This window comes from Streptomyces mirabilis, from assembly GCF_018310535.1.
Classification (GTDB): Bacteria; Actinomycetota; Actinomycetes; order Streptomycetales; family Streptomycetaceae; genus Streptomyces.
In genome coordinates, this window is record NZ_CP074102.1 from 7,787,206 (window position 1) to 7,810,734 (window position 23,529).

General features: G+C 71.2%; 21 protein-coding genes. 10 read left to right on the forward strand and 11 right to left on the reverse strand.

Going from position 1 to position 23,529, the window contains the following annotated elements; translation table 11 throughout:
• Positions 1-43: 43 nt before the first annotated feature.
• The 4 genes from SMIR_RS34520 to xylB all read right to left on the reverse strand — a co-directional run bounded on the left by SMIR_RS34520 (position 44) and on the right by xylB (position 5,480).
• Positions 44-1,057: an acetamidase/formamidase family protein gene (locus SMIR_RS34520; RefSeq protein WP_168489745.1), complete on the reverse strand. Its 1,014-nt coding sequence runs from the start codon at positions 1,055-1,057 to the stop codon at positions 44-46.
• On the reverse strand, positions 1,054-2,547 hold the full coding sequence (locus SMIR_RS34525) for an APC family permease (protein WP_212727800.1): 1,494 nt from the start codon (positions 2,545-2,547) through the stop codon (positions 1,054-1,056). Before SMIR_RS34525 ends, SMIR_RS34520 begins: the two co-directional genes overlap by 4 nt.
• A gap of 210 nt (positions 2,548-2,757) precedes the next feature.
• A complete protein-coding gene (locus SMIR_RS34530; RefSeq protein WP_212727801.1) occupies positions 2,758-3,966 on the reverse strand; it encodes an ROK family transcriptional regulator in 1,209 nt (402 codons plus the stop codon).
• Positions 3,967-4,034: 68 nt separating this feature from the next.
• Positions 4,035-5,480 carry a xylulokinase gene (xylB, locus tag SMIR_RS34535; protein ID WP_168489742.1) on the reverse strand — a complete coding sequence of 482 codons (1,446 nt, stop codon included), beginning with the start codon at positions 5,478-5,480 and terminating at the stop codon, positions 4,035-4,037.
• Between the two features lie 163 nt (positions 5,481-5,643).
• Between xylB and xylA the strand changes: the two genes are divergently transcribed.
• Together xylA and SMIR_RS43790 are read left to right on the forward strand one after the other, a co-directional pair.
• On the forward strand, positions 5,644-6,810 hold the full coding sequence (gene xylA / locus SMIR_RS34540) for a xylose isomerase (RefSeq protein ID WP_212727802.1): 1,167 nt from the start codon (positions 5,644-5,646) through the stop codon (positions 6,808-6,810).
• 418 nt (positions 6,811-7,228) lie between these two features.
• Complete coding sequence (locus SMIR_RS43790; RefSeq protein WP_249938513.1) at positions 7,229-7,501, forward strand: hypothetical protein; 273 nt, start codon at positions 7,229-7,231, stop codon at positions 7,499-7,501.
• A gap of 80 nt (positions 7,502-7,581) precedes the next feature.
• Here SMIR_RS43790 and SMIR_RS34550 read toward each other — a convergent pair whose 3' ends face one another.
• From SMIR_RS34550 to SMIR_RS34560, 3 genes are all read right to left on the reverse strand, one after another.
• The gene (locus SMIR_RS34550) at positions 7,582-8,925 is read right to left on the reverse strand and encodes an esterase-like activity of phytase family protein (protein WP_168489740.1); all 1,344 of its coding nucleotides are present in this window, start codon (positions 8,923-8,925) and stop codon (positions 7,582-7,584) included.
• Between the two features lie 88 nt (positions 8,926-9,013).
• Positions 9,014-10,297 (reverse strand): SWF or SNF family helicase, encoded by a 1,284-nt coding sequence (locus SMIR_RS34555; RefSeq protein WP_168489739.1) that lies wholly within the window; start codon positions 10,295-10,297, stop codon positions 9,014-9,016.
• The gene (locus SMIR_RS34560; protein ID WP_168489738.1) at positions 10,294-13,146 is read right to left on the reverse strand and encodes an SCO1167/SCO6262 family helicase; all 2,853 of its coding nucleotides are present in this window, start codon (positions 13,144-13,146) and stop codon (positions 10,294-10,296) included. Before SMIR_RS34560 ends, SMIR_RS34555 begins: the two co-directional genes overlap by 4 nt.
• A 245-nt stretch (positions 13,147-13,391) precedes the next feature.
• Here SMIR_RS34560 and SMIR_RS34565 point away from each other — a divergent pair, with 245 nt between their 5' ends.
• Both SMIR_RS34565 and SMIR_RS34570 read left to right on the forward strand, forming a co-directional pair.
• On the forward strand, positions 13,392-14,474 hold the full coding sequence (locus tag SMIR_RS34565) for a fatty acid desaturase family protein (protein WP_212727804.1): 1,083 nt from the start codon (positions 13,392-13,394) through the stop codon (positions 14,472-14,474).
• Between the two features lie 129 nt (positions 14,475-14,603).
• The gene (locus SMIR_RS34570) at positions 14,604-14,786 is read left to right on the forward strand and encodes a tail-anchor membrane protein (RefSeq protein ID WP_101407670.1); all 183 of its coding nucleotides are present in this window, start codon (positions 14,604-14,606) and stop codon (positions 14,784-14,786) included.
• A 139-nt stretch (positions 14,787-14,925) separates the two neighbouring features.
• Here SMIR_RS34570 and SMIR_RS34575 read toward each other — a convergent pair whose 3' ends face one another.
• The 3 genes from SMIR_RS34575 to SMIR_RS34585 form a co-directional block, all read right to left on the reverse strand.
• Entirely contained in the window at positions 14,926-15,786 is an 861-nt protein-coding gene (locus SMIR_RS34575) for a hypothetical protein (protein WP_168489736.1), read from the reverse strand.
• A 136-nt stretch (positions 15,787-15,922) separates the two neighbouring features.
• Positions 15,923-16,237, reverse strand: a complete 315-nt coding sequence (locus SMIR_RS34580) for a hypothetical protein (protein ID WP_422664484.1) — start codon at positions 16,235-16,237, stop codon at positions 15,923-15,925.
• Between the two features lie 54 nt (positions 16,238-16,291).
• Positions 16,292-16,876, reverse strand: coding sequence for a PadR family transcriptional regulator (locus SMIR_RS34585; RefSeq protein WP_168489735.1), 585 nt, complete (start codon positions 16,874-16,876; stop codon positions 16,292-16,294).
• A gap of 123 nt (positions 16,877-16,999) precedes the next feature.
• On the opposite strand from SMIR_RS34585, the gene SMIR_RS34590 reads away from it, so the two are divergent.
• The gene (locus SMIR_RS34590; protein ID WP_168489734.1) at positions 17,000-17,758 is read left to right on the forward strand and encodes an alpha/beta fold hydrolase; all 759 of its coding nucleotides are present in this window, start codon (positions 17,000-17,002) and stop codon (positions 17,756-17,758) included.
• 4 nt (positions 17,759-17,762) lie between these two features.
• On the opposite strand, the gene SMIR_RS34595 is transcribed toward SMIR_RS34590, so the two are convergent.
• Entirely contained in the window at positions 17,763-18,362 is a 600-nt protein-coding gene (locus SMIR_RS34595) for a class I SAM-dependent methyltransferase (protein WP_212727805.1), read from the reverse strand.
• 152 nt (positions 18,363-18,514) lie between these two features.
• On the opposite strand from SMIR_RS34595, the gene SMIR_RS34600 reads away from it, so the two are divergent.
• The 5 genes from SMIR_RS34600 to SMIR_RS34620 all read left to right on the forward strand — a co-directional run bounded on the left by SMIR_RS34600 (position 18,515) and on the right by SMIR_RS34620 (position 23,517).
• Positions 18,515-19,288 (forward strand): MHYT domain-containing protein, encoded by a 774-nt coding sequence (locus SMIR_RS34600; protein WP_168489732.1) that lies wholly within the window; start codon positions 18,515-18,517, stop codon positions 19,286-19,288.
• 62 nt (positions 19,289-19,350) lie between these two features.
• Positions 19,351-21,933, forward strand: a complete 2,583-nt coding sequence (locus SMIR_RS34605; RefSeq protein WP_168489731.1) for a nitrate- and nitrite sensing domain-containing protein — start codon at positions 19,351-19,353, stop codon at positions 21,931-21,933.
• Entirely contained in the window at positions 21,930-22,367 is a 438-nt protein-coding gene (locus tag SMIR_RS34610) for a roadblock/LC7 domain-containing protein (protein WP_054228912.1), read from the forward strand. The genes SMIR_RS34605 and SMIR_RS34610 overlap by 4 nt, the downstream gene beginning before the upstream one ends.
• Positions 22,368-22,386: 19 nt before the next feature.
• Positions 22,387-22,782, forward strand: coding sequence for a DUF742 domain-containing protein (locus SMIR_RS34615; RefSeq protein ID WP_168489730.1), 396 nt, complete (start codon positions 22,387-22,389; stop codon positions 22,780-22,782).
• A 129-nt stretch (positions 22,783-22,911) separates the two neighbouring features.
• Complete coding sequence (locus SMIR_RS34620; RefSeq protein ID WP_095856070.1) at positions 22,912-23,517, forward strand: GTP-binding protein; 606 nt, start codon at positions 22,912-22,914, stop codon at positions 23,515-23,517.
• Positions 23,518-23,529: the final 12 nt, after the last annotated feature.

Consider the following 23,529-nt stretch of genomic DNA (forward strand, 5'->3'; position numbering starts at 1 on the left):
GGGGAGTTGCCTTTCGGTGTTGGGGGGCGAGGGTCAGCCGCGCTCAGCGGCGCAGCACCGCGGCGGTGTCACGCAATTGCGCGTGCAGGCCGCGGTGTGTCTCGCGCGCGGGCAGCCACTCCTTGCGGATCTTCGCGACGCACGTGTAGTTGGTGTCGCAGACGTTGGCGAGCGGCGATTCGACCGCCTGGGTCGCGAACTGGTAGGCGTCCAGCTCGCTGAACCCGTAGTCGCGCACCAACCACTGCACCAGGTCGAGCTGCGATATGCGGAACGCGTCCTCCAGCGGGCGTGCCGAGCCGGTCGAGATGATGTGCGTGTCGGACTCGATACGCGGCCAAGGGGTGGCGACTCCCTTGAGCAACTCGACGATCACCACCGTGTTCATCGCGCACTCGACGGCCACACCACACGTCTCGCCCTCGCCCTGCCGCGCATGCCCGTCACCGAGGCTCAACAGGGCGCCCTCGACGTTCACCCCGAGGAAACAGGTGACGCCGGCCCGCATCTCCGGAGTGTCCATGTTCCCGCCGTGCGCGTCGGGCACCAGCGCGGAGCGCACCTCGAGGTTCGCGGGCGCCACTCCGACGGTGCCGTGCATCGGGTCCATGGGCAACTCGATCCGGATGTCGCTGTCCCGGGCGCTGAACAGGGCGGTGCGCCGCTCCCGGTCGAGCTGCCAGATCCACACGGTCTCCGGCAGCGGCGGCTGCAGCGTGGCCGTGGTGTGTGTGGAGGTGAGCGCGCCGAACAGCGGGACCGTCGTCGAGGCCGCCCAGTCGCGAGCAGGCTCGATCGACACGAAGTGCACCGCCACGGTGTCGCCCGGCTCCGCGCCCTCCACATGGAAGGGACCGGTCTGCGGATTGAGGAACGGGAACTCGCACACCTCGGACACCAGGTCCTTCTCCGAGCGCACCCGCCCGGCGAAGCAGTCCTCCGTGTACAGATCGAGGACGGTGCCCGGCGCGATGCGTGCCACGGGCGGCGCGCCGCCGAACGTCCAGGCGTACTCGCCCGGTTCGGGGCGCACGGTCAGGATGCGGGGGTCACTCATGGCTGCACGGCTCCGCTCTGCCGAAGGTCGGGGGGCTCGGGGGACGAGGTCTCGTCGAGGTGGACACGGGCGGTCTCGGCTATGCGCCCGGGGTGGCGCCGCGACAGGACGATCAGTACCACGACCCCGGCCGCCATCCAGACTCCGACAACCGGTCCCGCGTACGAAACGGGCGCGGTGAGTTCGGAAACGAAGTCGAAAACGGGCAGGCCCGCGGCCGTCAGCAGCGCGGGGACGAAGGCGACGATGCCCAACAGAGGGAAAAGCAGATGCCGCACCGGTTTGAGCAACTCGCGTCTGCGGCGCAGAAAATAGCACGCACAGGCGAGGTTCACCACGATGTACACGCCGATGACGACCGTGACGATCACCGTCGCGAGCAGCAGGAACGCCGTGACGGGGTCGTAGTACAGACCGAGGCCCAGGACAACCGCGACCGCCACGGCGCACTGCGCGGCGACGCCGGCGACGGGGGAGCGGTGCCTCGGATGCAGGTGCGCGAAGAGCCGCGGGAACACCTTGATCCGGGCCAGGGCGAAGGCCGTGCGGGTGGAGACCGTCGCGCAGGCGTTGGCGTTGGCGATCGTGGAGTTGACCACCGCGAGGAACACCAACACCCAGAACAGTCCGAAGGAAGCGCGGGCCACGCCTTCCCAGGACGCCGCGCCCGAGGCTCCGAAGCCCCCGAAGCGGTCGGGGCCGAAGTACACCGACATGGCGTACGTGGTGAGGACGTAGAAGAGACCGATCCCCAGTGCCGCGCCGAGGACCGCGCGGTGCATGGTCCGGCGGGGATCCTTCGTCTCCTCGGCGAGCGGTGCCGCCGCCTCGAATCCGGCGAAGGCCAGCACCGTGTAGACCGATCCCGCGAACACGCCGCTGACGCCTTCGTATCCCTTGGCCGTGTGAGAGGTCCCGAACACCGACAGCGTGTTGTCCCCTCCGGCCTTGGCGATCAGCCATACCGCGAAGACAAGGAAGACCAGCACCTCGAAGACGCCGAGGACGGTGCCGAAGCGAGCCGAGGCGCGCACTCCGAAGTATCCGGCGACCGCGATGATCGCCGCGCCCGCGAGCGACCACGGCCACCACAGGTCGTCCGGGTAGGAGGACCACTCCTGGTGCAGTGTGCCCGCCGTGGTGAACCCGAGTTGCAGGAGCAGCAGCGGTGGCACCAGCGCCTCGACGAACACATAGCCCCAGCCGACGAGAAACCCCACAGCCGGGTGAAGTCCCTGGGCCGCGTACGTGGCCACCGAGCCCGCGGTGGGCAACAGTCGTGCCAGCTCGGCCACGCAGGACGCGGTGAAGAGGCAGGCGACGAGGGCTATCAGTACGGAAAGGGGCAGACTGCCGCCCGCGAAGGCCGCGCCCGACGGAATGGACGCGGCGACCGCCGCGGCCGGCGCCATGGCCGTGATGCTCTGGAACAGGACCTCCCGCAGCCCGACAGCCTCGCGCCGCAGTTCTGGAACCGTCTCCCCCGACATCTGAACCCCCCGATCCCCCGATTCGCCCGGACAGCCGGCCATCGGCCCGACGGCTGCGCCTCGCGTGAATTACGGTACGGCGCTTGCCGGTTGGGCGGGAGGGCACGGCGTTCGTCGGTGGACAACTCCGGGACTGTGGACAACTCGGTCACCCGTGAGGGGGAGGGGAAAGGGACCCTGAGCATCGCGCCGCCGACCGCGATGATCGTGCTACGCCCGCTCCGCGAACCCCGCCGGATCGTCGAGCACCGCCCGCACCACCGAGTGGGCGGCCCCCAGCAGCGGCCCCTCGGGTCCCAGAGGTGACACGGACACGGCACAGGCGGGGCCCGCCGTGCGCCGCGACAACTCGTCCTCCAGCGAAGGCAGCAGCCACGGTGCGAGACCGGACAGCGCTCCACCCAGCACGACCGTCTCCGGATCGAGGAGGTTGACCGCGCCCGTGAGCGCGATACCGAGCGCGGTCCCGGCGTCACGCAGGGCACGCCGTACCTCCGCATCGCCCTGGGCGGCACGCTCGGCCAGCAGCCCGACACGGTCCTCACGCGGCTCCAGACCGGCCGCGCGCAGCACAGCCTCCTCACCCGCGTACTGCTCGAGGCAGCCCCGTCCGCCGCACGGGCAAGGAGGCCCGTCCGGCCACACCGGTACATGCCCCAGCTCGCCCGCGAACCCGCGGGTTCCGCGCAGCAATCGTCCGTCCACGACCACGGCCGCACCGATGCCGATCTCCGCGGACACATGCAGGAAGTCGCGTGGGGTGGCATCGCCGAGCCAGAGTTCCGCCAGGCCGCCGAAGTTGGCCTCGTTGTCCACGGTCAGCGTGAGGTCTCCGGGCAGCAGCGCGCCCAGATCCGTGTCGTGCCAGTCGAGGTTGGGGGCACGAACCACGGTCCGGGCGTCGCGGGCCACCAGACCGGGCACCGCGACCGCGAGGCCCGCGGGCCACAGCCCCTCCCGTTCGGCCTCGGCGACCACCTGCCGCACCAGCGCGGTCAGCTCCTGGAGCACCGGCTCGGGCGGTCGGCCGCGGTTCGTGCCGTGCCGCACGGCCCGCGCCCGTATGTCACCGCGCAGATCGACGGCGCACACCGCCAGATGGTCGACGCCGACCTCCGCGCCTATCCCGGCGGGGCCGTGCCCGCTGACGGCGAGTGCCGAGCCCGGTCGCCCCACCCGTCCGGGCCGCTCGGGGCCCAGCTCTTCGAGGAGCCCCGAGCGGATCAGTTCGTCCACCAGCGTCGAGACCGCCGCCCGCGTCAGACCGATGTGCGAGGCGACGGCGGCACGCGACAGCGGTCCCTCCGCGCTCACGGTGTGCATGACACGGGAGAGGTTGCGGCGGCGCATGCCCTGTTGGGTGTCGGGCAGTCGACGGCCGGAACCGGTCGGGTGGGCCTCGTGCAGTGGTGCGGTCATGCCTCCGTCAGTCCTCGTCCGGCCGGTCCCCTAGGGGCTGTCCTCGTCTGTGCTCGCTCAGTGCTTGCTCAGTCCTTGTTCGGTTCCCGTTCCAGGAGCGGGGCCGCGTCGGAGAGTACCCCGGCGATCCTGGCGAGCGTCTCCTCGTCCCGGTCCACGGCGTCGAGCACCGGCCCGTGGGCCGTTCCCCAGCGGCGGGCCACCGCGGCCGGGTCCTCGCCGGTCAGCAGGCCCGCGGCCTGCGCGGCGGCACCCAGCGCGACCAGTTCCTTGGCCTCGGGCACCTGAACCGGACGTCCCGACAGCCGTCGTACGGTCTGTTGCCAGGCCGTTCCCCGGGCGCCTCCGCCGATGAGCAGCAGCGGCGCGGAGCGGTCCGCGTCCGGGTCGAGCACCAGGTCGAGGGCGCCGAGGAGCGAGTGGACCGCGCCGTCGTACGCCGCCTGCAGCAACTGCCCGCCCGTCGTGTCGTGCCTGAGGCCGTGCAGCAGCCCCGAGGCATGGGGCAGGTTCGGGGTGCGCTCACCGTCCAGGTAGGGGAGCAGCGTCACGCCGACGCCCGGTTCGACGGCCTCGCGGTCGAGGCCCAGCAGCGCGGCGACACGATCGACGGCGAGCGTGCAGTTCAAGGTGCAGGCCAGCGGAAGCCAGTCGCCGCGTGCGTCGGCGAAGCCCGCGACGGTGCCGGTCGGGTCGGCGGGGCGCCGTGTCGAGACGGCGTACACCGTGCCGGAGGTGCCGAGGCTCAGTACGGCGGTGCCGGGGCGCAGTCCGAGGCCGAGCGCGGCGGCGGCGTTGTCGCCGGTGCCGGCGGCGACCAGCGTGCCCTTGGAGAAGGGCAGCTCATCGCGGGCGTGCACCGTTCCGGCCACCTCGCCGGGTCGGGCGATGCGGGGGAGCAGCGCCGGGTCGAGTCCGACGTGCGCGAGGACTTCCTCGTCGTACCTCTCCGTGCCGGACGCCCACCAGCCGGTACCGGAGGCATCGCCGCGGTCGGTCGTGCCCTCTCCCGTGAGGCGTTCCGTGAGGTAGTCGTGAGGCAGTCGTACGGCCGTGGTCGCGCGGACGGCGTCGGGCTCGTTCTCGGCCAGCCAGGCCCACTTCGTGACCGTGAAGGAGGGGCCGGGCACGCTGCCGGTGCGCTCGGCCCAGGCCTTCGGGCCGCCCAGCTCCTCGACCAGCCGACGGGCCTGCGGCGCCGAGCGCACATCGTTCCACAGCAGGGCCGGGCGTACGGGATCGCCCTGGGCGTCGAGGGTGACGAGCCCGTGCTGCTGGCCGCCGATCGACACCGCGGCGGCCTCGTGGGCCGCCTCGCCGCACTGGTGCAGCGCCTCGCGGAGCGCGTCCCACCACTGCCGCGGGTCGCTCTCGCGGCCCGCCCCGGTGGAGACGGTGTGCGGCGCCTGCCCACTCGCCACCACCTGGCCGGTCGACGCGTCGACGACCAGGGCCTTGGTGGACTGGGTGGATGTGTCCACCCCGACGACGAGCGGACCCTCGGCTGCTGACATCGGGCTCTCCCTCTTCCGCGGCTCCGCGGGATCTGTCCTGGTGGTGGGGCTTGCGGACCGGTGTGGCCCAGGTATCGCACTTCGTCTCTTCCCAGAGATGCCTCCGCATACTAATTTGTTAATCGCCATGACGAAATAGTCGGAGCTAGCAAGGAGCCGCGGCATGAACTACCAGCCCACCCCCGAGGACAGGTTCACCTTCGGCCTGTGGACCGTCGGCTGGCAGGGAAGGGACCCGTTCGGCGATGCCACCCGCCGCGCCCTGGACCCGGTCGAGTCGGTACAGCGCCTGGCCGAGCTCGGCGCCTACGGTGTGACCTTCCACGACGACGACCTGATTCCCTTCGGGTCCTCGGACAGCGAGCGCGAGTCGCACGTCAAGCGCTTCCGCCAGGCCCTGGACGCGACCGGCATGCGGGTGCCGATGGCCACCACCAACCTGTTCACGCACCCCGTCTTCAAGGACGGCGCGTTCACCGCGAACGACAGGGACGTGCGTCGCTACGCGCTGCGCAAGACGATCCGCAACATCGACCTCGCGGTCGAACTCGGCGCGCAGACGTATGTCGCCTGGGGCGGCCGTGAGGGCGCCGAGTCCGGCGCCGCCAAGGACGTGCGCGTCGCCCTCGACCGCATGAAGGAGGCCTTCGACCTCCTCGGTGAGTACGTGACCTCTCAGGGCTACGACCTGAAGTTCGCGATCGAGCCGAAGCCGAACGAGCCGCGCGGCGACATCCTGCTCCCGACCGTCGGCCACGCGCTCGCCTTCATCGAGCGTCTGGAGCGCCCGGAGCTGTACGGCGTCAATCCCGAGGTGGGCCACGAGCAGATGGCCGGGCTGAACTTCCCGCACGGCATCGCGCAGGCCCTGTGGGCGGGCAAGCTCTTCCACATCGACCTCAACGGCCAGTCCGGCATCAAGTACGACCAGGACCTGCGCTTCGGTGCCGGTGACCTGCACTCGGCGTTCTGGCTGGTCGACCTCCTGGAGAGCGCCGGGTACGCGGGGCCGAAGCACTTCGACTTCAAGCCCCCGCGGACCGAGGACTTCGACGGGGTGTGGGCGTCGGCAGCGGGCTGCATGCGCAACTACCTGATCCTGCGGGAGCGCACGGCAGCCTTCCGTGTCGACCCCGAGGTCCAGGAGGCGCTGCGCGCGTCGCGCCTCGACGAGCTGGCGCAGCCCACCGCGGCGGACGGCCTGACGGGGCTGCTCGCGGACCGTGTGGCCTTCGAGGAGTTCGACGTGGAGGCGGCCGCCGCGCGCGGGATGGCCTTCGAGCAGCTGGACCAGCTCGCCATGGACCACCTGCTGGGCGCTCGGGGCTGATCGTGCCCCGGTGAGGCCTGGCCCGTCGCCTGGCGGGCCAGGCCTCGCATCTCGCTGCGTGGACCCGGCGGGGAATGCTCCGGAATCATGCGATCCACGGCATGAGTCCGTATCAACTTCGGCACAGGGGTCGCCCCTTGACCGGTTCGAGGCGAGTCTTGACGGTATGGCCACCCCGCCCTTACCGCCCCAGCCTCCCCGGCCGCCGGGAGACACGCCCCCTTCGGGAAACGGTGGCTTCGGCCCGCCGCCCGGAGGCTACGGGCCTCCTTCGGGAGGCCAAGGTCCCCCTTTCGAGGGCTACGGTCCCCCTCCGGGAGGTGATGGTCCCGAGCCTCCCGCTGGATTTCCCGACGGCCCGGAAGGCCCTGGTGGCGGGCGGCGCCGTACTCCGCTGTTCCTCGCGCTCGCCGCACTCGTGGCCGTCGTGGCTGTCGTCGCCGTGGTGCTGGTGGTCCGCGGCGGCAGCAACACGCCCGACAAGAAGGGGCCCACCGAGAGCGGCGGCACTCAGGGATCGTCTTCCCCGTCGCTGAGCATTCCGTCCGAGCTGCCCAGCGAGCTGCCTTCGTCGCTGCCCTCGGTCCTGCCTTCGTCCTTGCCCTCGGAGCTGCCGAGCGATCTGCGCAGCATCCTGCCGAGCGACCTGCGGTCGCTCCTCCCGACCTTGGGGAACGGCGCGCTGCCGTAAACCACTGAGGTGATGGGCACGCGCGCGTGGACGCCGTTTCGCGACTCACGCACGCGTGCCCGACGAAAAGGGTGGCGAGGTCAGATCCCGTGCGGCAGCCGTACGTACGTGACCGTCGTCTCGATACCGCTGTCCACCAGCCGGCCCTGCACGTCGAACGCGCCCGCCCCGTCGGTCATCCCGAAGTCGTTGTCGTTGATCAGCGCGAGTGTGTCGTGGTCCACGCGCGCGACGCCCTCGATCTTCCCGGGTACCCCCGCGACCGTTCCCAGGTCCACGACCAGACGCTTGGCGAGCACCGGGACGCCGGAGGCGGCCGGATCGTCGAGCTGTTCCAGCGAGGGGGACGTCCTGTCGCTGTCCCAGGGACCACCGAGGATGTTCGCGCCACGCGTGAGCTCCACCACCTGCAACCGCGCCGCCTTGTCCGTGCGTTCCTCCACCAGCAGCCGACCGCGACCGACAGCCACCACGGAGGAGATTTTCAGCTCCGACGTGTCGTCCTCGCTGGGGTCGACCACGTTCACCGGGTCGAAGCGGTAGGCGTACTCGGCGGTGACGGCCCGCTTCTTCGGGGCGAAGCGCAGCAGCCGCGTCGTGCGCGAGACGTCCCCCGCGTCGCCGTCCGGCAGGGAGAGCGGGCTCTGCACGGCCATCACCAGATCTCCGCCGGGGAGCTGCGCGAGCCCTTCGAAGCCGCGATTGATCTTGCGGTGCAGCAGGACGGCGGGCAGCGCCTCGACCACCGGATAGTCGGTGCCGGTCAGGTTCAGCCCCTTGGGCACATACCGTGTGAGGACCTTCCCGCGCGCGGAGACATGGATCAACGAGGGACCGTACTCGTCGACGAGCCAGAAACTGCCGTCCGCGGAACGGACGATGCCTTCGGCGTCCACGCCGTTCGGGTTGTACGTGAGGGGGGTCTGCGCGTCATAGGAGTACGGTGCCTCGTCGCGCCCCGCCTGGTTGGACAGCCCGGTGACGGGCTTCCCGGAGGACGTGGTGATCGGGAGCGCGTCCAGCACCTTCACGGTGTCACCGGACACCCTGATCTTCACGATCGCCGGGTCGAAGCCGGGCACCGGGAACGTGCGGCGCTTCTTGCCGTCCACCTTGATCTGCCCATTGGGACCGCGGTCGGTGACCGTCCAGAACTCGCCCCGGCGCCCGGCCGGGTAGATATCGCTGCCGATCCCACCGAGGTCCACGCCTCGGTCGTCGCCCACCGTGCCGGGCAACAGCGCGTTGCTGAACGTGCCCAGGGGGATGTCGCCGAGGGTCGCGGTGCGTGTGACCCTCGGCTGCGACGGGTAGCCCTGAGCGCTCGCGGTGCCGACCGCCACGAGGGCAGCCAGCATCGCGAGCGGTACACCCGCGGCGACGGTTCGGTGGACGTGGCGCCGGCCGACGGCGTGCGGGGACATCGGGCCTCCTGAGGCACAAGTTCGTTGTCAGCGGCCAGAGTTGGCCGCTGCGCCGAACGTCGTACGACTTCGAGGTGAACATGGGGCGTCAACCACTCATCGGGTCGCCGCCCGGGTCTCCCTGTGCCATCGCGAAGGCGGTGGCCGGATCCCCTGTCGCCGGCCCCGCGGGCGTCCAACGACCCCGCTCCTTGCGGTACGGCCACCATCGACCGTCACGCCCCAGGCGCAGCTGGGCAGGTGTGCCGACGGCGGTCCAACGGTTGCGGGTGGCACGCAGTCGCGGCCGCTCTCCCTCGTCCCAGGCCGCCTCCAGGGAGGCACGCGCGCGTGCGAGTGCCTCCGCCTCCACGGCCCACTCGTCCTCCAGCACGGCCAGCGCCACCACACCCCCGTGGTGCCAGGCGCGTACAGCGAGCGCCAGTTCCTGCCGGTCGCGCCCCGATCCGCCGGCCAGCCGCTCGACGATCGCACCCTCAGTGGCGGACACAGCAAGCCGAACCGCGTCCTGCTCGACAGTCAACTCCGCCGCCGGTGGTTCCTGCCCGTGAGCCGGCCTGAGCGCTTCGGCGAGCAGTCGGTGCGCCTCGGCCGCGGTCGCGGCAGCGAGGAACTCCAGGGCGGGCGGGTCGACGCCGGGTGCGGGCGCGGCCTCGGTGTCCAGGGAGGGCGGCCGACCGGGCACCTCGGGCAGATCCGGAGGAGCGGGCAGGGACGGCAGGATGTCCCCGGCCGCGTACGCCTCGCCGGCGTCCACGCCCTGCTGAGCGGGTTCGGGGGCGTCCGCCCGATCCTTCGCGGTCGCGCTGCCGCGCGACTGAAGCTCGTCCAGCAACCTGCGTTCGGCGCGGCCTCGCATCAGCAGCAGGGCGAACGGATCCTGGTCGAGCAGCCGCGCCATCTGATAGCAGAGCGCCGCGGTGTGCCCACAGTGGTCCCAGGCCCCGCAGTCGCACTCGGCCTCCAAGTCGCCCAACCCCGGAAGCAGTTCGACTCCCGAGGCCGCCGCGTCCTCCACCAGATGTGGGGGCATCTCGCGGTCGAGCAGCGCCGCGACATGCCCGGCCCGTTCGACGGCCATGTCCAGGAAACGGTCCCACTGCTCCTCGGACAGTTCCTGAAGCAGCACGTCAGAGCGGTGTGCGGTGCCGTCCCTGTCCCGAACGACGGCGGTGATGCGCCCCGGCCGCACCGACACGGCTCCCACCGCCTCCGTGCGCGCGAGTCTGCGGCCCGTCTTCACCTGCTCCGAGTCCAGCGCCGCGTCCTCCAGAGCCTTCAACCAGGCCAGGCCCCACCACGTCTGAGCGAAGCCCCGCCCCTGTGCGGGCGGCAGCGCCGCGAACGTACGCTCCTCGTTCCGATCCGTCATCGTGCGTCCCCTCGCAGCTCCACCAGGTCGGCCAGTTCGGCGTCCGTCAGCTCCGTGAGCGCCGCCTCTCCGGCGCCGAGGACCGCGTCGGCCAACTGCTGCTTGCGCCGCAGCATCTCGGCGATGCGGTCCTCGATGGTCCCCTCGGCGATCAGCCGGTGCACCTGCACGGGCCGGGTCTGGCCGATGCGGTACGCGCGGTCCGTGGCCTGCGCCTCCACGGCCGGGTTCCACCAGCGGTCGTAGTGCACGACGTGCTCGGCCCGCGTCAGGTTCAGACCCGTGCCCGCGGCCTTCAACGACAACAAGAAGACAGGGATTTCGCCCTTCTGGAAGCGCTCCACCATCGCCTCGCGCTCTTGGACGGGCGTCCCGCCGTGCAGGAACTGCGTCGCGACGCCGCGCACCGCGAGATGGCGCTCGATGAGGCGCGCCATCCGCACGTACTGCGTGAAGACCAGAACGCTCGCTCCCTCGGAGAGGATGGTGTCGAGCAATTCGTCCAGCAGCTCCAGCTTCCCGGACCTGCCTGGGATCTTCGGCCGGTCCTCCTTGAGGAACTGCGCCGGGTGATTGCAGATCTGCTTCAGGCCGGTGAGCAGCTTCACGATCAGACCGCGCCGCGCCATGCTGTCCGCGCCCGAGATCTCCGCGAGGGTCTCACGCACCACCGCCTCGTACAGACCCGCCTGCTCCTTGGTGAGCGAGACGGCACGGTCGGTCTCGGTCTTCGGCGGCAGCTCGGGCGCGATACCGGGGTCCGACTTGCGCCGCCGCAGCAGGAACGGCCGGACCAACTGGGTGAGCCGCTCGGCCGCCGCGGGATCCTGAGCGCCTTCGACGGCCTGCGCATAACGCGTCCGGAAGGAGCCGAGACTCCCGAGCAGGCCCGGCGTCGTCCAGTCGAGGATCGCCCAGAGCTCCGAGAGGTTGTTCTCCACCGGCGTGCCGGTGAGCGCCACACGCGCGCGTGCGCCGATGGTGCGCAGCGCCCGCGCCGTCGCCGAGTAGGGGTTCTTCACGTGCTGTGCCTCGTCCGCGACGACCATGCCCCACGGCACCTCGGCCAGTCGCGGCGCGTCGAGCCGCATCGTGCCGTACGTGGTGAGCACGAACTCCCCGTCCGCCAGGCTCTCCAGACTGCGCCGTGAGCCGTGGAATCGGCGAACCGGCATGCTGGGCGCGAACTTCTCGATCTCGCGCTGCCAGTTGCCCATCAAGGAGGCCGGACAGACCACGAGGGTGGGGCCTGCCGCCGAGGTGTCGGTCTGCCGGTGCAGATGCAGGGCGATCAGCGTGATCGTCTTGCCCAGGCCCATGTCGTCGGCGAGACAGCCGCCCAGTCCCAAGGAGGTCATCCGGGCGAGCCAGTTGAGGCCCCGCACCTGGTAGTCCCGCAGCGTCGCGGTGAGCGCGGCGGGCTGCCCGACCGGCTCCTGCCCCTCCGGGTCCGAGAGCCGTTCCCGCAGCGTCGCCAGCCACCCCGTGGGCCGTACGTCGACCCTGCGGCCGTCGACCTCCGTGGAGCCCGTCAGAGCGGCGCTCAGCGCTTCGACGGGCGTGACCTTGCGGTCCTGTTGCGCCCGGGCACGGCGCACCTCCTGCGGGTCGACGAGGACCCACTGGTCGCGCAGCCGCACCATGGGGCGGTTCGCCTCGGTGAGGTGGTCCAGCTCCTGCCGCGTGAGTTGCTGATCGCCCAGCGCGAACCACCAGTTGAAGGCCAGCAGCGCGTCCGCGGACAGGAAGGAGGGCGCGGCCGACGCGACCTTGTCCGGACTCCGCTCGTCGTCCGGCGGCCCGATGACGGCGCGCGCGGTCAGCTTGCGCGCCAGCTCCTTGGGCCAGTGCACGTCGACGCCGGCGGACGCCAGCATGCGGGCGCCCTCACCAAGGAGTTCGGTGACCTCCTCGTCGGCGAGTTCGACGGCATCCGGCACCGTCGCCGAGAGCAACGGCGCGAGCGGGGGCCAGGCGCGGGCCGCACGGCGCAGGGCGAGCAGGACGTCCATCCGCGCGCGCGGGCCGAAGGCCGCCGATCCGGCCCAGACGGCGGAGGCGTCCGCGACAAGACCCGGGTCGTTCACGCTGTGCACCTGCAGCACCCCGCGGAACGGGAGCCGCGTCTCGTCCGCCCCCACCGACGCCAACCCAGGGACCTCGACGCGCAGCGAGACGCGTACGCCCGCGTCGTGCCCCGCGGCCACGTCGGCGGCCCAGGCGCGCTGCTCCGGCACATGCCGCGGCTCCGGCGCCGCGAAGGCCGCGCCTCCCGCGGCCGGCGACGCGGCGGGGGAGCGGGGCAGCGCGTCGATGACCGCGTCGAGGAAGGCTCGCAGCAGCCGCTCCGGTTCGGGCAACCGCACGGGCTCACGGCCGTCCACCGGTACGGCGTGCGCCTCGGGGGGCATCGCCGCGGCGAGTTCGCGTACGCGCTCCAGGTCGTCGGCCCGTAGCGGACCGGCACGCCACGCGTCGTGGTCGCTCGCCGTCAGCCCCGGCAGCAGCAGCCCCCGCGCGGCGAGTTGGAGGGCGAGCACGGCGGCCGCGCCCCAGAACGTGGTCGCGCGGTGTGCGTGCGGGGCGGTACGCGCGCGCGTGAGGACCGGCAGCGCGGCGCGCACCGGGAGCAGGACGGCGGGCACGGTCACGAGCCCGACACCGTCGTCTCCGGGCAGTGCGACGGTCAGGTCGTCGAAGACGCCGGAGGCCACCACTGGTGGGACGTCACTGTCGGGCCGCCAGAAAGCGACGCTTCCGGTACGGGACGGATCGGCGGGCATGAACACGGCACAGCATTGGGCCAGTTCGGAGATCTCGGCGGGCGTTGCCGCAGGAATTCTCTGCACAGCGATGACGCATTCCTCAAGTTTGACTACTGGCTCGGAGCCGCCGAGGGTACAGCACTGCGTGCACCGGGCGTGGATGCCCGGACCGTGAGGTGGCTCTCCCCTGGGCGGGGGTGTACGTAACCCCCCTCGATGGGCGGGGCAAGCCTCAGTACGGACACGGGTGGTGGCGCCATGGTCGCCGAGGGTCACTGATTCGTACGTTTCATCAGGTCAGCCCTTCCCTGAGAAACCGGAGACCCGTCATGCCCCAGACCGCCACAGCCGTAGTGGAAGGCCCTCCAGGGGGCGGCGTCGGGCAGAGTCCTGGGAGTGACTTCGCGCCCCTGCTGCGCACCGTCAGGGCTCGGGGTCTCCTGGACCGGCGCCATGGCTGGTACGCATGCGCGATCACCGTGAACGCGCTGGCGCTGGCCGCGGTCGTGACGGGTGTCGCCCTGATCGGCAACTCCTGGTGGGTGCTCGTCCTCGCACCGCTGCTCGCCGTGTTCTCGGCCCGCACGGCCTTCATAGGCCACGACGCGGGCCACACACAGATCACCGGCAACAAGGGGATCGGCCGTGCGATCGGCCTGGTCCATGGCAACCTGCTCCTCGGACTGAGCTATTCCTGGTGGAACCACAAGCACAACCGCCACCACGCCAACCCGAACCACATCGACAAGGATCCCGACGTCGTCGCCGACGTCCTGGTTTTCACGGGTGAGCAGGCCGAGGTCAGGGTCGGCTTCCGGCGCTGGCTCACCCGCAACCAGGCCTGGCTCTTCTTCCCGCTCACCCTCCTGGAAGGCGTCGCCCTGAAGGTCCACGGATTCCAGGACCTGCGCAGGCAGCCGCCGCGCGAGCGGGTGGTGGAGGCACTGCTGCTGGTGACCCACGCCGTGGCGTACGCGACCTTGCTGCTCACCTCCATGTCCCTCGGCAAGGCCCTGGCCTTCGCCGCGCTGCACCAGGCGCTGTTCGGCCTGCACCTGGGCATGGCCTTCGCGCCCAACCACAAGGGCATGGAGATGCCCGACCCGGACGGCGAGCGCTGGGGCCATCTGCGCCGCCAGGTGCTCACCTCCCGCAATGTCCGCGGCGCCGCCCTGACCGACTGGTTCCTCGGTGGCCTCAACTACCAGATCGAGCACCACTTGTTTCCCAGCATGCCTCGCCCCCACCTGCGGGTCGCCCAGCCGCTGGTGCGCGCACACTGTCGGGAATTGGGTATTCCTTACGCGGAAACCGGGCTCGTCGACTCCTACCGGCAGGCCCTGCGTCACATGCACGAGGTCGGCGAACCCCTCAGGACCGAGCAGCCGCGGAAGGTCTCAGGGGGTGAGTGAGCGCGGAGGGTCTCAGGGGTAGGTCAGGGGAGCGCCTCAGGGATGTCTCAGGGTCGCGCACTGGAACCGTGAGAGGCGTGGACCCGTTTTCAGGACAGAGAGCGGCAGCAGCCGCGAAGGAGGCGACACATGTCGAAGAACGCGAAGATCGCCGCAGGAGGTGTGGCGGTCGGCCTCATCCTGCTGATCTGGTTGCCCTGGTGGGCCGCCTTCCTGATCGTGGTGGGAGTTCCGGCGGCCGCGTACCTGACGCTGGATCCCTCGCAGCGGCGCAGGCTGCGCCGCGTCACCCGCAAGGAACTCGGCCGCTGAGGCGCTGCCGATCGGCAGCGCCTCCCGGCACGCGGCAGGCGGCTCCGTCGCCGCTCGCGGACCGTGCCGTCGGCACGGTCCGCGAGCGGACGCGTGCCACGCTTCGTCCGGGGCGAGGAGCGACCCACTGCGCGACCGCTCAGCTGGGGCGTACGGCCATCTTGTCGAGGGCCTCCAGGAGACCGGGCAGTTCCGGGCCCCGGCCGACGGGCAGGACCTCTCCGGGCTCCTCGTCAAGGAGGACGAAGGCGATGTCGTCGGTCCGGGCGACCATGGACCAGCCGGGGCCGTCCGCGCGCAGGGTCCGGGCGTCACCGCTGGCGAAGGACGAGCGGACACGGCCCAGGGGCGGAGGGGTGTCCACGTAGGAGCGCGCCTCCGCGAGCACCCGGCGGACACCGCTGCGGGTCTCGCCGCTGTCGCTGTCGCCGTCGGTGCTCTCGGTCTCGTCCCGGGGGGCGTCGTCGGGTTGGGCGGTGTCCTCCGACGTGACGAAGTCGCCGTCGTCGATCTGTTCGCGCCAGATCGCCCACTGGAGGGCGATCTCGTCGGCTCCGAGGCGCCTTTGGGCCGGTCCCCAGACGGTGGTGTCCGGTGGAGCGAGCGCGGGCCGCTCCGTGAGCTCGGGCGCGGGGTCGTGCGGTGCCGGCACCCCGGGGGCCGCGACGGCGACGTCCAGGGGCCAGCCGGGCAGCGCGGAGACGACCGTGCGCTCGTCGGGCGACAACTCGTGCTCCATTCCGCAGTCCCAGGACGCGATGGCGACGGCGACCAGCGAGACGTCGTCGATGACGACCGTCCACCGTGCACCCTCGCCATCCTGGCCCAGCACGAGACCGTACCCGTCGGCCAGGGGCGCCAGGTCGAGCCCCGCGCAGGCCTCCGGGTAGTCGTCCCCCAGCACGCTGGGGAACTTCGCGGGCGTCAACAGCACCGCCGTCAGTACATACAGCGCGTCGTCGTCCCCGGTGGCGACGGCGCCATCGTCCGTCCCGGCCATCCCAGCCTCCCGATCGCTACGTTCGTCGGCGCACCATAATGCGACCCGAAGGCGCTTGTCACGAGCCCGAAACAGACGCGGAGCTGCAGTTATCCGGCTGGACGGGGGCGAAACGCCCGGCCCGCGTCTACCGCGGTCAGACGGCGGGCAGACCGAGCAGCGTCCGCGCCACCGTCCGGGGTGACTCGTCGCGCTCCCGCGCCAGAGCGATGACGGCACGGCAGGCCAGCTCGTTCACCCCGAACGAGAGCGCCTCGGGCGACACCCAGGCCGCGGCCTCGTCGATCTGCTCCTGGTCGTCCTCCGCGCAGGCCGACACGTAGGCCGCGGCCGCCTCGAAAAGATTGTGTGTACGTTTCTCCGGTCGCCGCTTGGCGGGCCGTTTCCCTTCGGCCCCGTCGGTCGCTTTCCGGCGCCATATCTCGCGGAGTCTGCCGAACATTCCGGTCATCGGGCCACCTTCCCCCTGCGCGGTTGCCATCGCTGATCGTTCACCTGCTGCTACTCAACGTAGAGTTGAAGGCGCGGCGGCAGAAGAGGGACGGTCCGGTGAAGCGTCGCGAACGTTCCCTTCGAGTGAGTCGATCGTGCTCCGCAGCCAGGTGAGTTCGGCCCGGCTCGTGGCCCGGGCGATGGTGAGAATGCCCTGCCGGAAGGGATCGTCGAGCTCTTCGGCGCGCAACGGCCGGTCGCCTTCGTAGAAGAAGCTCGCGGGCTCCTCCAGGAAGGCGAGCCTGCGGCGCAGTACCGCGGCCTGTGTCGGGGGGTCGGCCAGGTGTCTGAGGAAGGCGAGCACCGTGAACCAGCGGTTCTCGTCGGTGATGTCGCGCTGTACGGGCTCCGCGAGTCGGCTGCGCAACTCGCTTCTCCCCTCCTCGGTGAGCGTCAGGACATGACGAGGGGCGGCCACGGAGCCGGGCTGCGTCGCCCGCGCCAGCCACCCCGCCTTCTCCAGTCGCTTGATCGCGGGATACAGCGTGCTCTCCGCGACGGGCTTCACATGGCCGGTCAGGGCGGTGATGCGCTTGCGCAGCTCGTAGCCGTGCAGTGGGGCGTCGTACAGAAAACCGAGGATGGCCAGCTCAAGCATGCCCCGCATTCTGCCGCACCAGCGGTGTACATCACCTCCTCTATACATCGCTTCCTCTATACATCGGTTCCGATGTATTCTCTTGAAGCGCGAGAAACGATGAGACGGACCCGAGGGAGAGCAATGAGGCAGACCGAGTTCGACGGCAAGGGAAGCTGCATCCGCTGGACGGAGGCGACAGGCGCTGAACCGGCCCGGGTGTACGTACACGGACTGGGGTCGGCCTCGACGGTCTACAACGCCCACATCGCGGCCCGGCCCGAACTGGCGGGGCGCCGGACCCTGTTCGTCGACCTGCCCGGTCACGGCATCAGCGATCGGCCCGCGGACTTCGGCTACACCCTGGAGGACCACGCGGACGCGCTCGCGGCCGCCCTGGACGAGGCCGGTGTCACGGAGGCGGAACTGGTCGCGCACAGCATGGGCGGCGCGGTGGCCATCGTGCTGGCCCGTCGGCGCCCCGAGCTCGTGTCCAGGCTGGTCCTCGTGGAGGCGAACCTCGACCCGTATCCACCGGTCAAGGCGGGCAGCAGCGGCATCGCCTCGTACTCGGAGGAGGAGTACGTCGAAAGCGGTGGCCACGCGCGCGTGCTCGACAAAGTCGGCCCCTCCTGGGCGGCAACCATGCGGCTCGCCGACCCGCGCGCGCTGCATCGCACCGCGATCGGCCTTGCGCGCGGCACGGTCCCCACGATGCGCCACCTGCTCGAAGGGCTGACGGCGGACCGTGTCTACCTGCAGGGGGCGCTGAGCGGTGAACTGGAGGACAGGGAGGGGCTGGAGGCCGCCGGAGTCCGGGTGGTGACCGTTCCCGGTGCGGGGCACAACGTCATGTTCGACAACCCCGACGCCTTCGTGGCCGAGGTAGCCGGAAAGGTCTGAGGCCTCAGCCCCGCCGTGTGGCAAGCGCCAGGAAGCGGGCGTCCTCGTCGACGTACGAGGTCATGTCCCAGCCGGAAGCGGCCAGCAGGGGGCGGAGATTGGCCTCCGCCCTCAGGTCGCCCGGTGTGATCCGGCGCCCCTGGCGCGCCGCGAGCGCAGCTCGGCCGATCGGATGGAACAGCGCCAGCGTGCCGCCGGGCCGCACCACCCGCGCCAACTCCCTCAGATTTTCGGCGGGGTTGGGCAGATGTGCGATCAGCCCCGCCCCGAAGGCGGCGTCCAGTGACTCGGTGCGCAGCGGCAGCGCAGTGACGTCGGCGAGCAGCAACTGCCCGTCGCGGTGCCGTCCGGCCTGTACCGCGGCCGCCAGCATGGCCGGGGTCAGATCGGCCGCGACGACCACTCCGGAGGGCCCCACGGCCGCGCGCAGCGGCGGCAGCGCCCGCCCGGTTCCGCAGCCCGCGTCGAGCACGCGGTCCCCCTCGCGCAGGCCGAGTTCGCCGACCGCCGCCGCATAGGCCGGCCCGTCGTCGGGGAACCGCGCGTCCCAGCCAGCCGCGCGCGCCGTGAAGAACTCCTGGACATGTGTGTGGTCCTCGCTCATGTTCCGCATGATCTCTCACCGACACGAAGTACGACGCTGTGCACACGTTCGAGCGTCACGCGATCGGTCACGTACCTGTCTGTGTCATATTTCAACACCTTTCGAAATGCGCCCCCTTTGTGCGCCCCTGCGCGGACTAGCGTCCCTGAGCCATGGGACACCTGGACCACGCCGCCTTCGGCTGGCTGACCCCCGTGCTGTCGTACGCGATGGCCTCTATCGGCTCCGCCCTGGGGCTGCGCTGCACGGTCCGCGCGCTCGGCGCCACTGGGCGCTCGCGCCGCAACTGGCTCCTCACCGCGGCCTCCGCGATCGGCACCGGCATCTGGACGATGCACTTCGTGGCGATGCTCGGCTTCAGTGTGAGCGGTACGGAAATGCGCTACAACGTGCCGCTGACCATCCTCAGTCTGCTCGTCGCGATGGTCGTCGTCGGCGCGGGCGTCTTCGCCGTCGGCTACGGCCGCGACCGGGGCCGTGCGCTCGTCCTCGGCGGACTCACCACCGGACTCGGCGTCGCGAGCATGCACTACCTGGGCATGGCGGCGCTGCGGCTGCACGGCGCCGTGCGCTACGACCCGGTGCTCGTCGGGCTCTCGGTCGTGATCGCCGTGGTCGCGGCCACCGCGGCCCTGTGGGCGGCACTCAACATCAGGTCGCCCGTCGCGGTCGCCGTCGCCTCCCTCGTCATGGGTGGGGCGGTGAGCAGCATGCACTACACCGGAATGATGGCGGTGAGCGTGCGTGTCAGCCCCTCCGGGGAGGCCCTTCCCGGGGCCACGGCGATGCAGTTCATCTTCCCCCTCGCCGTCGGCCTCGGGTCCTATCTCTTCCTGACCTCGGCATTCGTCGCGCTGTCTCCGACAGCCGGCGAGCGCGAGGCATCCGCATCGGCCCAGCGGCCGGTCGACAGCGTCGCCCGTTAGTGGCGGGCCCGAGCCACGACGGCTCGGACGACACGCCCCGAACCACTCCGAGGGAGGAGGCCATGCGTACACCCCGTAGGACCCCTGCAGCCGGCGCCGAGCCGCCGGCCCCACCCCCGCAGCGCGGTCGCCGCGCCCACGCGGGACCGCCCGCCGACGAGTACAACGACCCCGACGAGGACGCCACAGGGACGCCGCCAGAGGCATCCCCGCGCGCGGGACGATGGCGCGTACGTCCCCGTACGGTGCGGGCCAAGATCGTCTGTCTGCTCATGGTGCCGGTCGTCTCGCTGCTCGCCCTGTGGGCGTACGCCACGGTGAGTACCGCCCAGGACGTCGCGCGACTGCGGCAGTTGCAGCGTGTGGACTCCACCGTCCGAGCCCCGGTCGACGACGCCGTCGCCGCGCTCCAGGCCGAGCGCGCGGCCGTCGTCCGCCATGCGACCGACCCGTCCTCCGAGCCACAGAGCGATCTCAAGACGCTGGCGGAACGCACCGACCGCGCGGTGGCGAAGCTGCGACTGGGCGCCCACAACACCGTCGCCGACGGCGCCGACCTGCCCGCCGGAGTGGCCGGACGGCTCGACGCCTTCGTCAAAGGGGCCGAGAGCCTGGGGCCCCTGCGCGCCGCCGTACTGGAGCGCCGTACCGGATGGGACGAGGCGTACGGGCAGTACACCAGGACCATTTCGGCGGCCTTCGCGGTCGGGGGAGCCCTCACCGGCATCCAGGACGCCGACCTGGGCTCCGACGCGCGCGTACTCCTCGAATTCTCCCGGGCCGGCGAGGCGCTGGCCCAGGAGGACACCGTGCTGTCCGGTGCCCGGCTCGCCCACACCATGGACGGTGAGCGACTGCGGCTGTTCACCGGGGCGGTCGCCACCCGCCGCACCCTGACCGACGCCGCCGTCGCGGATCTGCGCGGACCCGAACAGGCCTCTTGGCGCGACCTCGTGACGGGGAGTGCGTACGCCGACGTACGCGCCGTCGAGGACAAGGTGCTCGCGTCAAGGCCCGGCGGAAACGCCGTCGACGCCGCGTCGAAAGCCGGCTGGAACACCGCCCACGCGCGTGTGCAGGACGCCATGCGCGCCATCGAGGCGAAGGCGGGCCGGGGTGTCGCGGACCGGGCCGACCCTCTGACCCGCGGTCTGCTGACACCCGCCGGCGCCGCTGTCGTATTCGGTCTCGCTGCCGTCGCCGCGTCGCTCGTGATCTCCGTACGCATCGGACGCGGCCTCGTCGTCGAACTGGTGCTCCTGCGCAACAGCGCCCTCGAGATCGCTCGACGCAAGCTGCCCGAGGCGATGCGCAAGCTGCGCGCGGGGGAGGAGATCGATGTCCGCGCGGAGGCTCCGCCAGGACCACCCTCGGAGGACGAGACCGGACAGGTCGCGGAGGCCCTGGGCACCGTGCACCGGGCGGCCCTGCGCGCCGCCGTCGAACGCGCGGAACTGGCCAGCGGGATCTCGGGGGTCTTCGTCAATCTCGCCCGGCGCAGCCAGGTCCTCGTACACCGCCAACTGAGCCTGCTGGACAGCATGGAGCGCAGGTCCGAGGATCCGAACGAACTGAGTGACCTCTTCAGGCTCGACCACCTCACCACCCGGATGCGGCGCCACGCGGAGAGCCTGATCATCCTTTCCGGCGCCGCACCCGGCCGGGCCTGGCGGATGCCGGTCTCGCTGACGAACGTGGTCCGCGCGGCCGTGTCCGAAGTCGAGGACTACGCGCGCGTGGAGGTACGACAGCTGCCCGAGGCAGCGGTCGGCGGCGCCGCCGTGGCCGACCTCACCCACCTCCTGGCGGAAATCGTCGAGAACGCGGCGCAGTTCTCCCCGCCGCACACCCGCGTCCGCGTCACCGGCGAACCGGTCGGCAACGGCTACGCAGTGGAGGTCGAGGACCGAGGGCTCGGCATGGGCAAGGAGACACTCGACGAGGCCAATCGGCGCATCGAACAGTCCGAGGCGCTGGACCTGTTCGACAGCGACCGGCTCGGTCTCTTCGTGGTCAGCAGGCTCGCGGCCCGGCACGGCATCAAGGTGCACCTGCGCACCTCGCCCTACGGGGGCACCACCGCCGTCGTCCTGCTGCCGACCACGCTGCTGCACGGAGGCGCGGCGGAACGTTCCCCCCGCAAGGCGGACAACGGAAGGTCCGACGAACGCGAGTACGCGCGTGTGTCGGCCGCCCCGGAGCACGACTCCGTCCAGGCGCCCATCGAACGACCCGCACTCGTGCCCCTCGTGCAGACCGCTGTCGAACCCCCAGGGCACGGCTCGCCGGAACCCCCCGTGAACGTCTCGTCCGAAACCCCTGTGAACGGCTCGCCGGAAACCCCACCACCTGGAGTCACCACTTTGCGGCTGCACCGCCCTCCGGACGACTCCGAAGGGTCCGACGACCTCCCACGGCGCGTACGGCAGGCGAGTCTCGCGCCCCAACTGCGCGCACAGCGAACCGAGGAGCCGACACATGTGGCGGCCCACCAGCACGACGACACACGCACGCCCGAACTCGTACGGGACCGTATGGCGGCCTACCGCGACGGCTGGGCGCGCGGCGGCGGCAGAACATCCGGTCGCGGCGCCACTCCAGACCCCGATGCGGGCAGCGACAGCAGTGAAGGAGACTCCGCATGATCCAGGACCCGAGCATGAGGGCCGCCCAGCGATCCGGCGAACTCGACTGGCTGCTGGACGACTTGGTGCTGCGTGTCGCCGAAGTGCGGCATGCGGTGGTGCTGTCGAACGACGGACTGGCGGTGGGTTCCTCCACCGGCCTCAGGCGCGAGGACGCCGAACACCTGGCCGCCGTCGCCTCGGGCTTTCACAGTCTGGCCAAGGGCGCGGGACGCCACTTCGGCGCCGGGGGCGTACGTCAGACGATGGTGGAGATGGACGACGGCTTCCTGTTCGTCGCAGCAGCGGGCGACGGCTCGTGCCTCGCCGTCCTCACCGCGGTCACGGCCGACATCGGCCTGGTGGCCTATGAGATGGCGCGGCTGGTCAAGCGCGTAGGCGAGCACCTCTACACGCCGCCGCGGGTCGCCGCGCAGCCGCCCGCCGCCGGATGACCGAGGGCGGGCGGCGCAGATGACCGAGGACCTTGCGGGCAGCCAGTGGTACGACGGCGAAGCGGGACCACTCGTCCGTCCCTACGCGATGACGGGCGGCCGCACCAAACCGGGCCCCACCGGAGTGCGCTTCGATCTGATCGCCCTGGTCACCCTCGACAAGGGCGCACCCGGAGTCGACGAGGACTCCCTGCTCGGGCCGGAACACCGGGTCCTCATCGACCTGTGCCGCACGGAGACGCAATCCGTGGCCGAACTCGCCGCGGGCGCGGACCTGCCGGTGGGCGTGGTCAGAGTGCTGCTCGGCGATCTGCTGGAACTGGGCTGCGTCACCATCAGCCGCCCGGTGCCGCCCGCACAACTGCCCGACGAGCGGATCCTCCGCGAGGTGATCGAGGGACTGAGGGCGCTCTAGATGAACGACGCGGCTCTACATATCCAGGTGAACGACGCGACTCCACGCACGCGCACACACGCACCGACGCATACCCGGCATCGTTCGGCCGGCGCCGACCGCTGCCGCCACTCCCGAGAGAAGTGATCGATGGTCTCCGAGAACTCCGACGCCTCGGCCGACGAAACGACCGCCCTGGCGTTGAAGATACTGGTCGCCGGCGGGTTCGGCGTGGGCAAGACCACCCTGGTGGGCGCGGTCAGCGAGATCAGGCCGCTACGCACCGAGGAACTGCTCAGCGAGGCGGGTCAGTCGGTGGACGACACCGACGGCGTGGATCGGAAGGTCACGACGACCGTCGCCATGGACTTCGGACGCATCACCATCCGGTCCGGCCTCTCCCTCTACCTCTTCGGCACACCGGGCCAGGACCGGTTCTGGTTCCTGTGGGACGAGCTGTCGCAGGGCGCGCTGGGGGCCGTCGTCCTCGCGGACACCCGCAGGCTCGAGGACTGCTTTCCCGCGGTGGACTACTTCGAGCACCGGCACATCCCGTTCGTGGTGGCCGTCAACTGCTTCACGGGCGCCCGCGCCTACGGCGCCCAGGACGTGTCCCGCGCCCTCGACCTCGACCGGGGTACGCCCGTGGTGCTTTGCGACGCCAGGGACCGCGACTCCGGGAAGGAGGTGCTCATCCGGCTCGTGGAGTACGCCGGACGGGTGCACACCGCCCGGCTGCTCGACTCCGTCGGTTGAGGCCAGGGAAAA

What these genes read in the sequence shown, in the direction of transcription:
- SMIR_RS34570 (WP_101407670.1), top strand. Translation starts at nt 14,604, where the DNA reads ATGTCGAAGAACGCGAAGATCGCCGCAGGAGGTGTGGCGGTCGGCCTC.
- SMIR_RS34555 (WP_168489739.1), bottom strand. Translation starts at nt 10,297, where the DNA reads ATGACGGATCGGAACGAGGAGCGTACGTTCGCGGCGCTGCCGCCCGCA.
- SMIR_RS34575 (WP_168489736.1), bottom strand. Translation starts at nt 15,786, where the DNA reads ATGGCCGGGACGGACGATGGCGCCGTCGCCACCGGGGACGACGACGCG.
- xylA (WP_212727802.1), top strand. Translation starts at nt 5,644, where the DNA reads ATGAACTACCAGCCCACCCCCGAGGACAGGTTCACCTTCGGCCTGTGG.
- SMIR_RS34595 (WP_212727805.1), bottom strand. Translation starts at nt 18,362, where the DNA reads ATGAGCGAGGACCACACACATGTCCAGGAGTTCTTCACGGCGCGCGCG.
- SMIR_RS34615 (WP_168489730.1), top strand. Translation starts at nt 22,387, where the DNA reads ATGACCGAGGACCTTGCGGGCAGCCAGTGGTACGACGGCGAAGCGGGA.
- SMIR_RS34530 (WP_212727801.1), bottom strand. Translation starts at nt 3,966, where the DNA reads ATGACCGCACCACTGCACGAGGCCCACCCGACCGGTTCCGGCCGTCGA.
- SMIR_RS34550 (WP_168489740.1), bottom strand. Translation starts at nt 8,925, where the DNA reads ATGTCCCCGCACGCCGTCGGCCGGCGCCACGTCCACCGAACCGTCGCC.
- xylB (WP_168489742.1), bottom strand. Translation starts at nt 5,480, where the DNA reads ATGTCAGCAGCCGAGGGTCCGCTCGTCGTCGGGGTGGACACATCCACC.
- SMIR_RS34525 (WP_212727800.1), bottom strand. Translation starts at nt 2,547, where the DNA reads ATGTCGGGGGAGACGGTTCCAGAACTGCGGCGCGAGGCTGTCGGGCTG.
- SMIR_RS34605 (WP_168489731.1), top strand. Translation starts at nt 19,351, where the DNA reads ATGCGTACACCCCGTAGGACCCCTGCAGCCGGCGCCGAGCCGCCGGCC.
- SMIR_RS34610 (WP_054228912.1), top strand. Translation starts at nt 21,930, where the DNA reads ATGATCCAGGACCCGAGCATGAGGGCCGCCCAGCGATCCGGCGAACTC.
- SMIR_RS34620 (WP_095856070.1), top strand. Translation starts at nt 22,912, where the DNA reads ATGGTCTCCGAGAACTCCGACGCCTCGGCCGACGAAACGACCGCCCTG.
- SMIR_RS34520 (WP_168489745.1), bottom strand. Translation starts at nt 1,057, where the DNA reads ATGAGTGACCCCCGCATCCTGACCGTGCGCCCCGAACCGGGCGAGTAC.
- SMIR_RS34565 (WP_212727804.1), top strand. Translation starts at nt 13,392, where the DNA reads ATGCCCCAGACCGCCACAGCCGTAGTGGAAGGCCCTCCAGGGGGCGGC.
- SMIR_RS34580 (WP_422664484.1), bottom strand. Translation starts at nt 16,237, where the DNA reads ATGACCGGAATGTTCGGCAGACTCCGCGAGATATGGCGCCGGAAAGCG.
- SMIR_RS34585 (WP_168489735.1), bottom strand. Translation starts at nt 16,876, where the DNA reads ATGCTTGAGCTGGCCATCCTCGGTTTTCTGTACGACGCCCCACTGCAC.
- SMIR_RS34600 (WP_168489732.1), top strand. Translation starts at nt 18,515, where the DNA reads ATGGGACACCTGGACCACGCCGCCTTCGGCTGGCTGACCCCCGTGCTG.
- SMIR_RS34590 (WP_168489734.1), top strand. Translation starts at nt 17,000, where the DNA reads ATGAGGCAGACCGAGTTCGACGGCAAGGGAAGCTGCATCCGCTGGACG.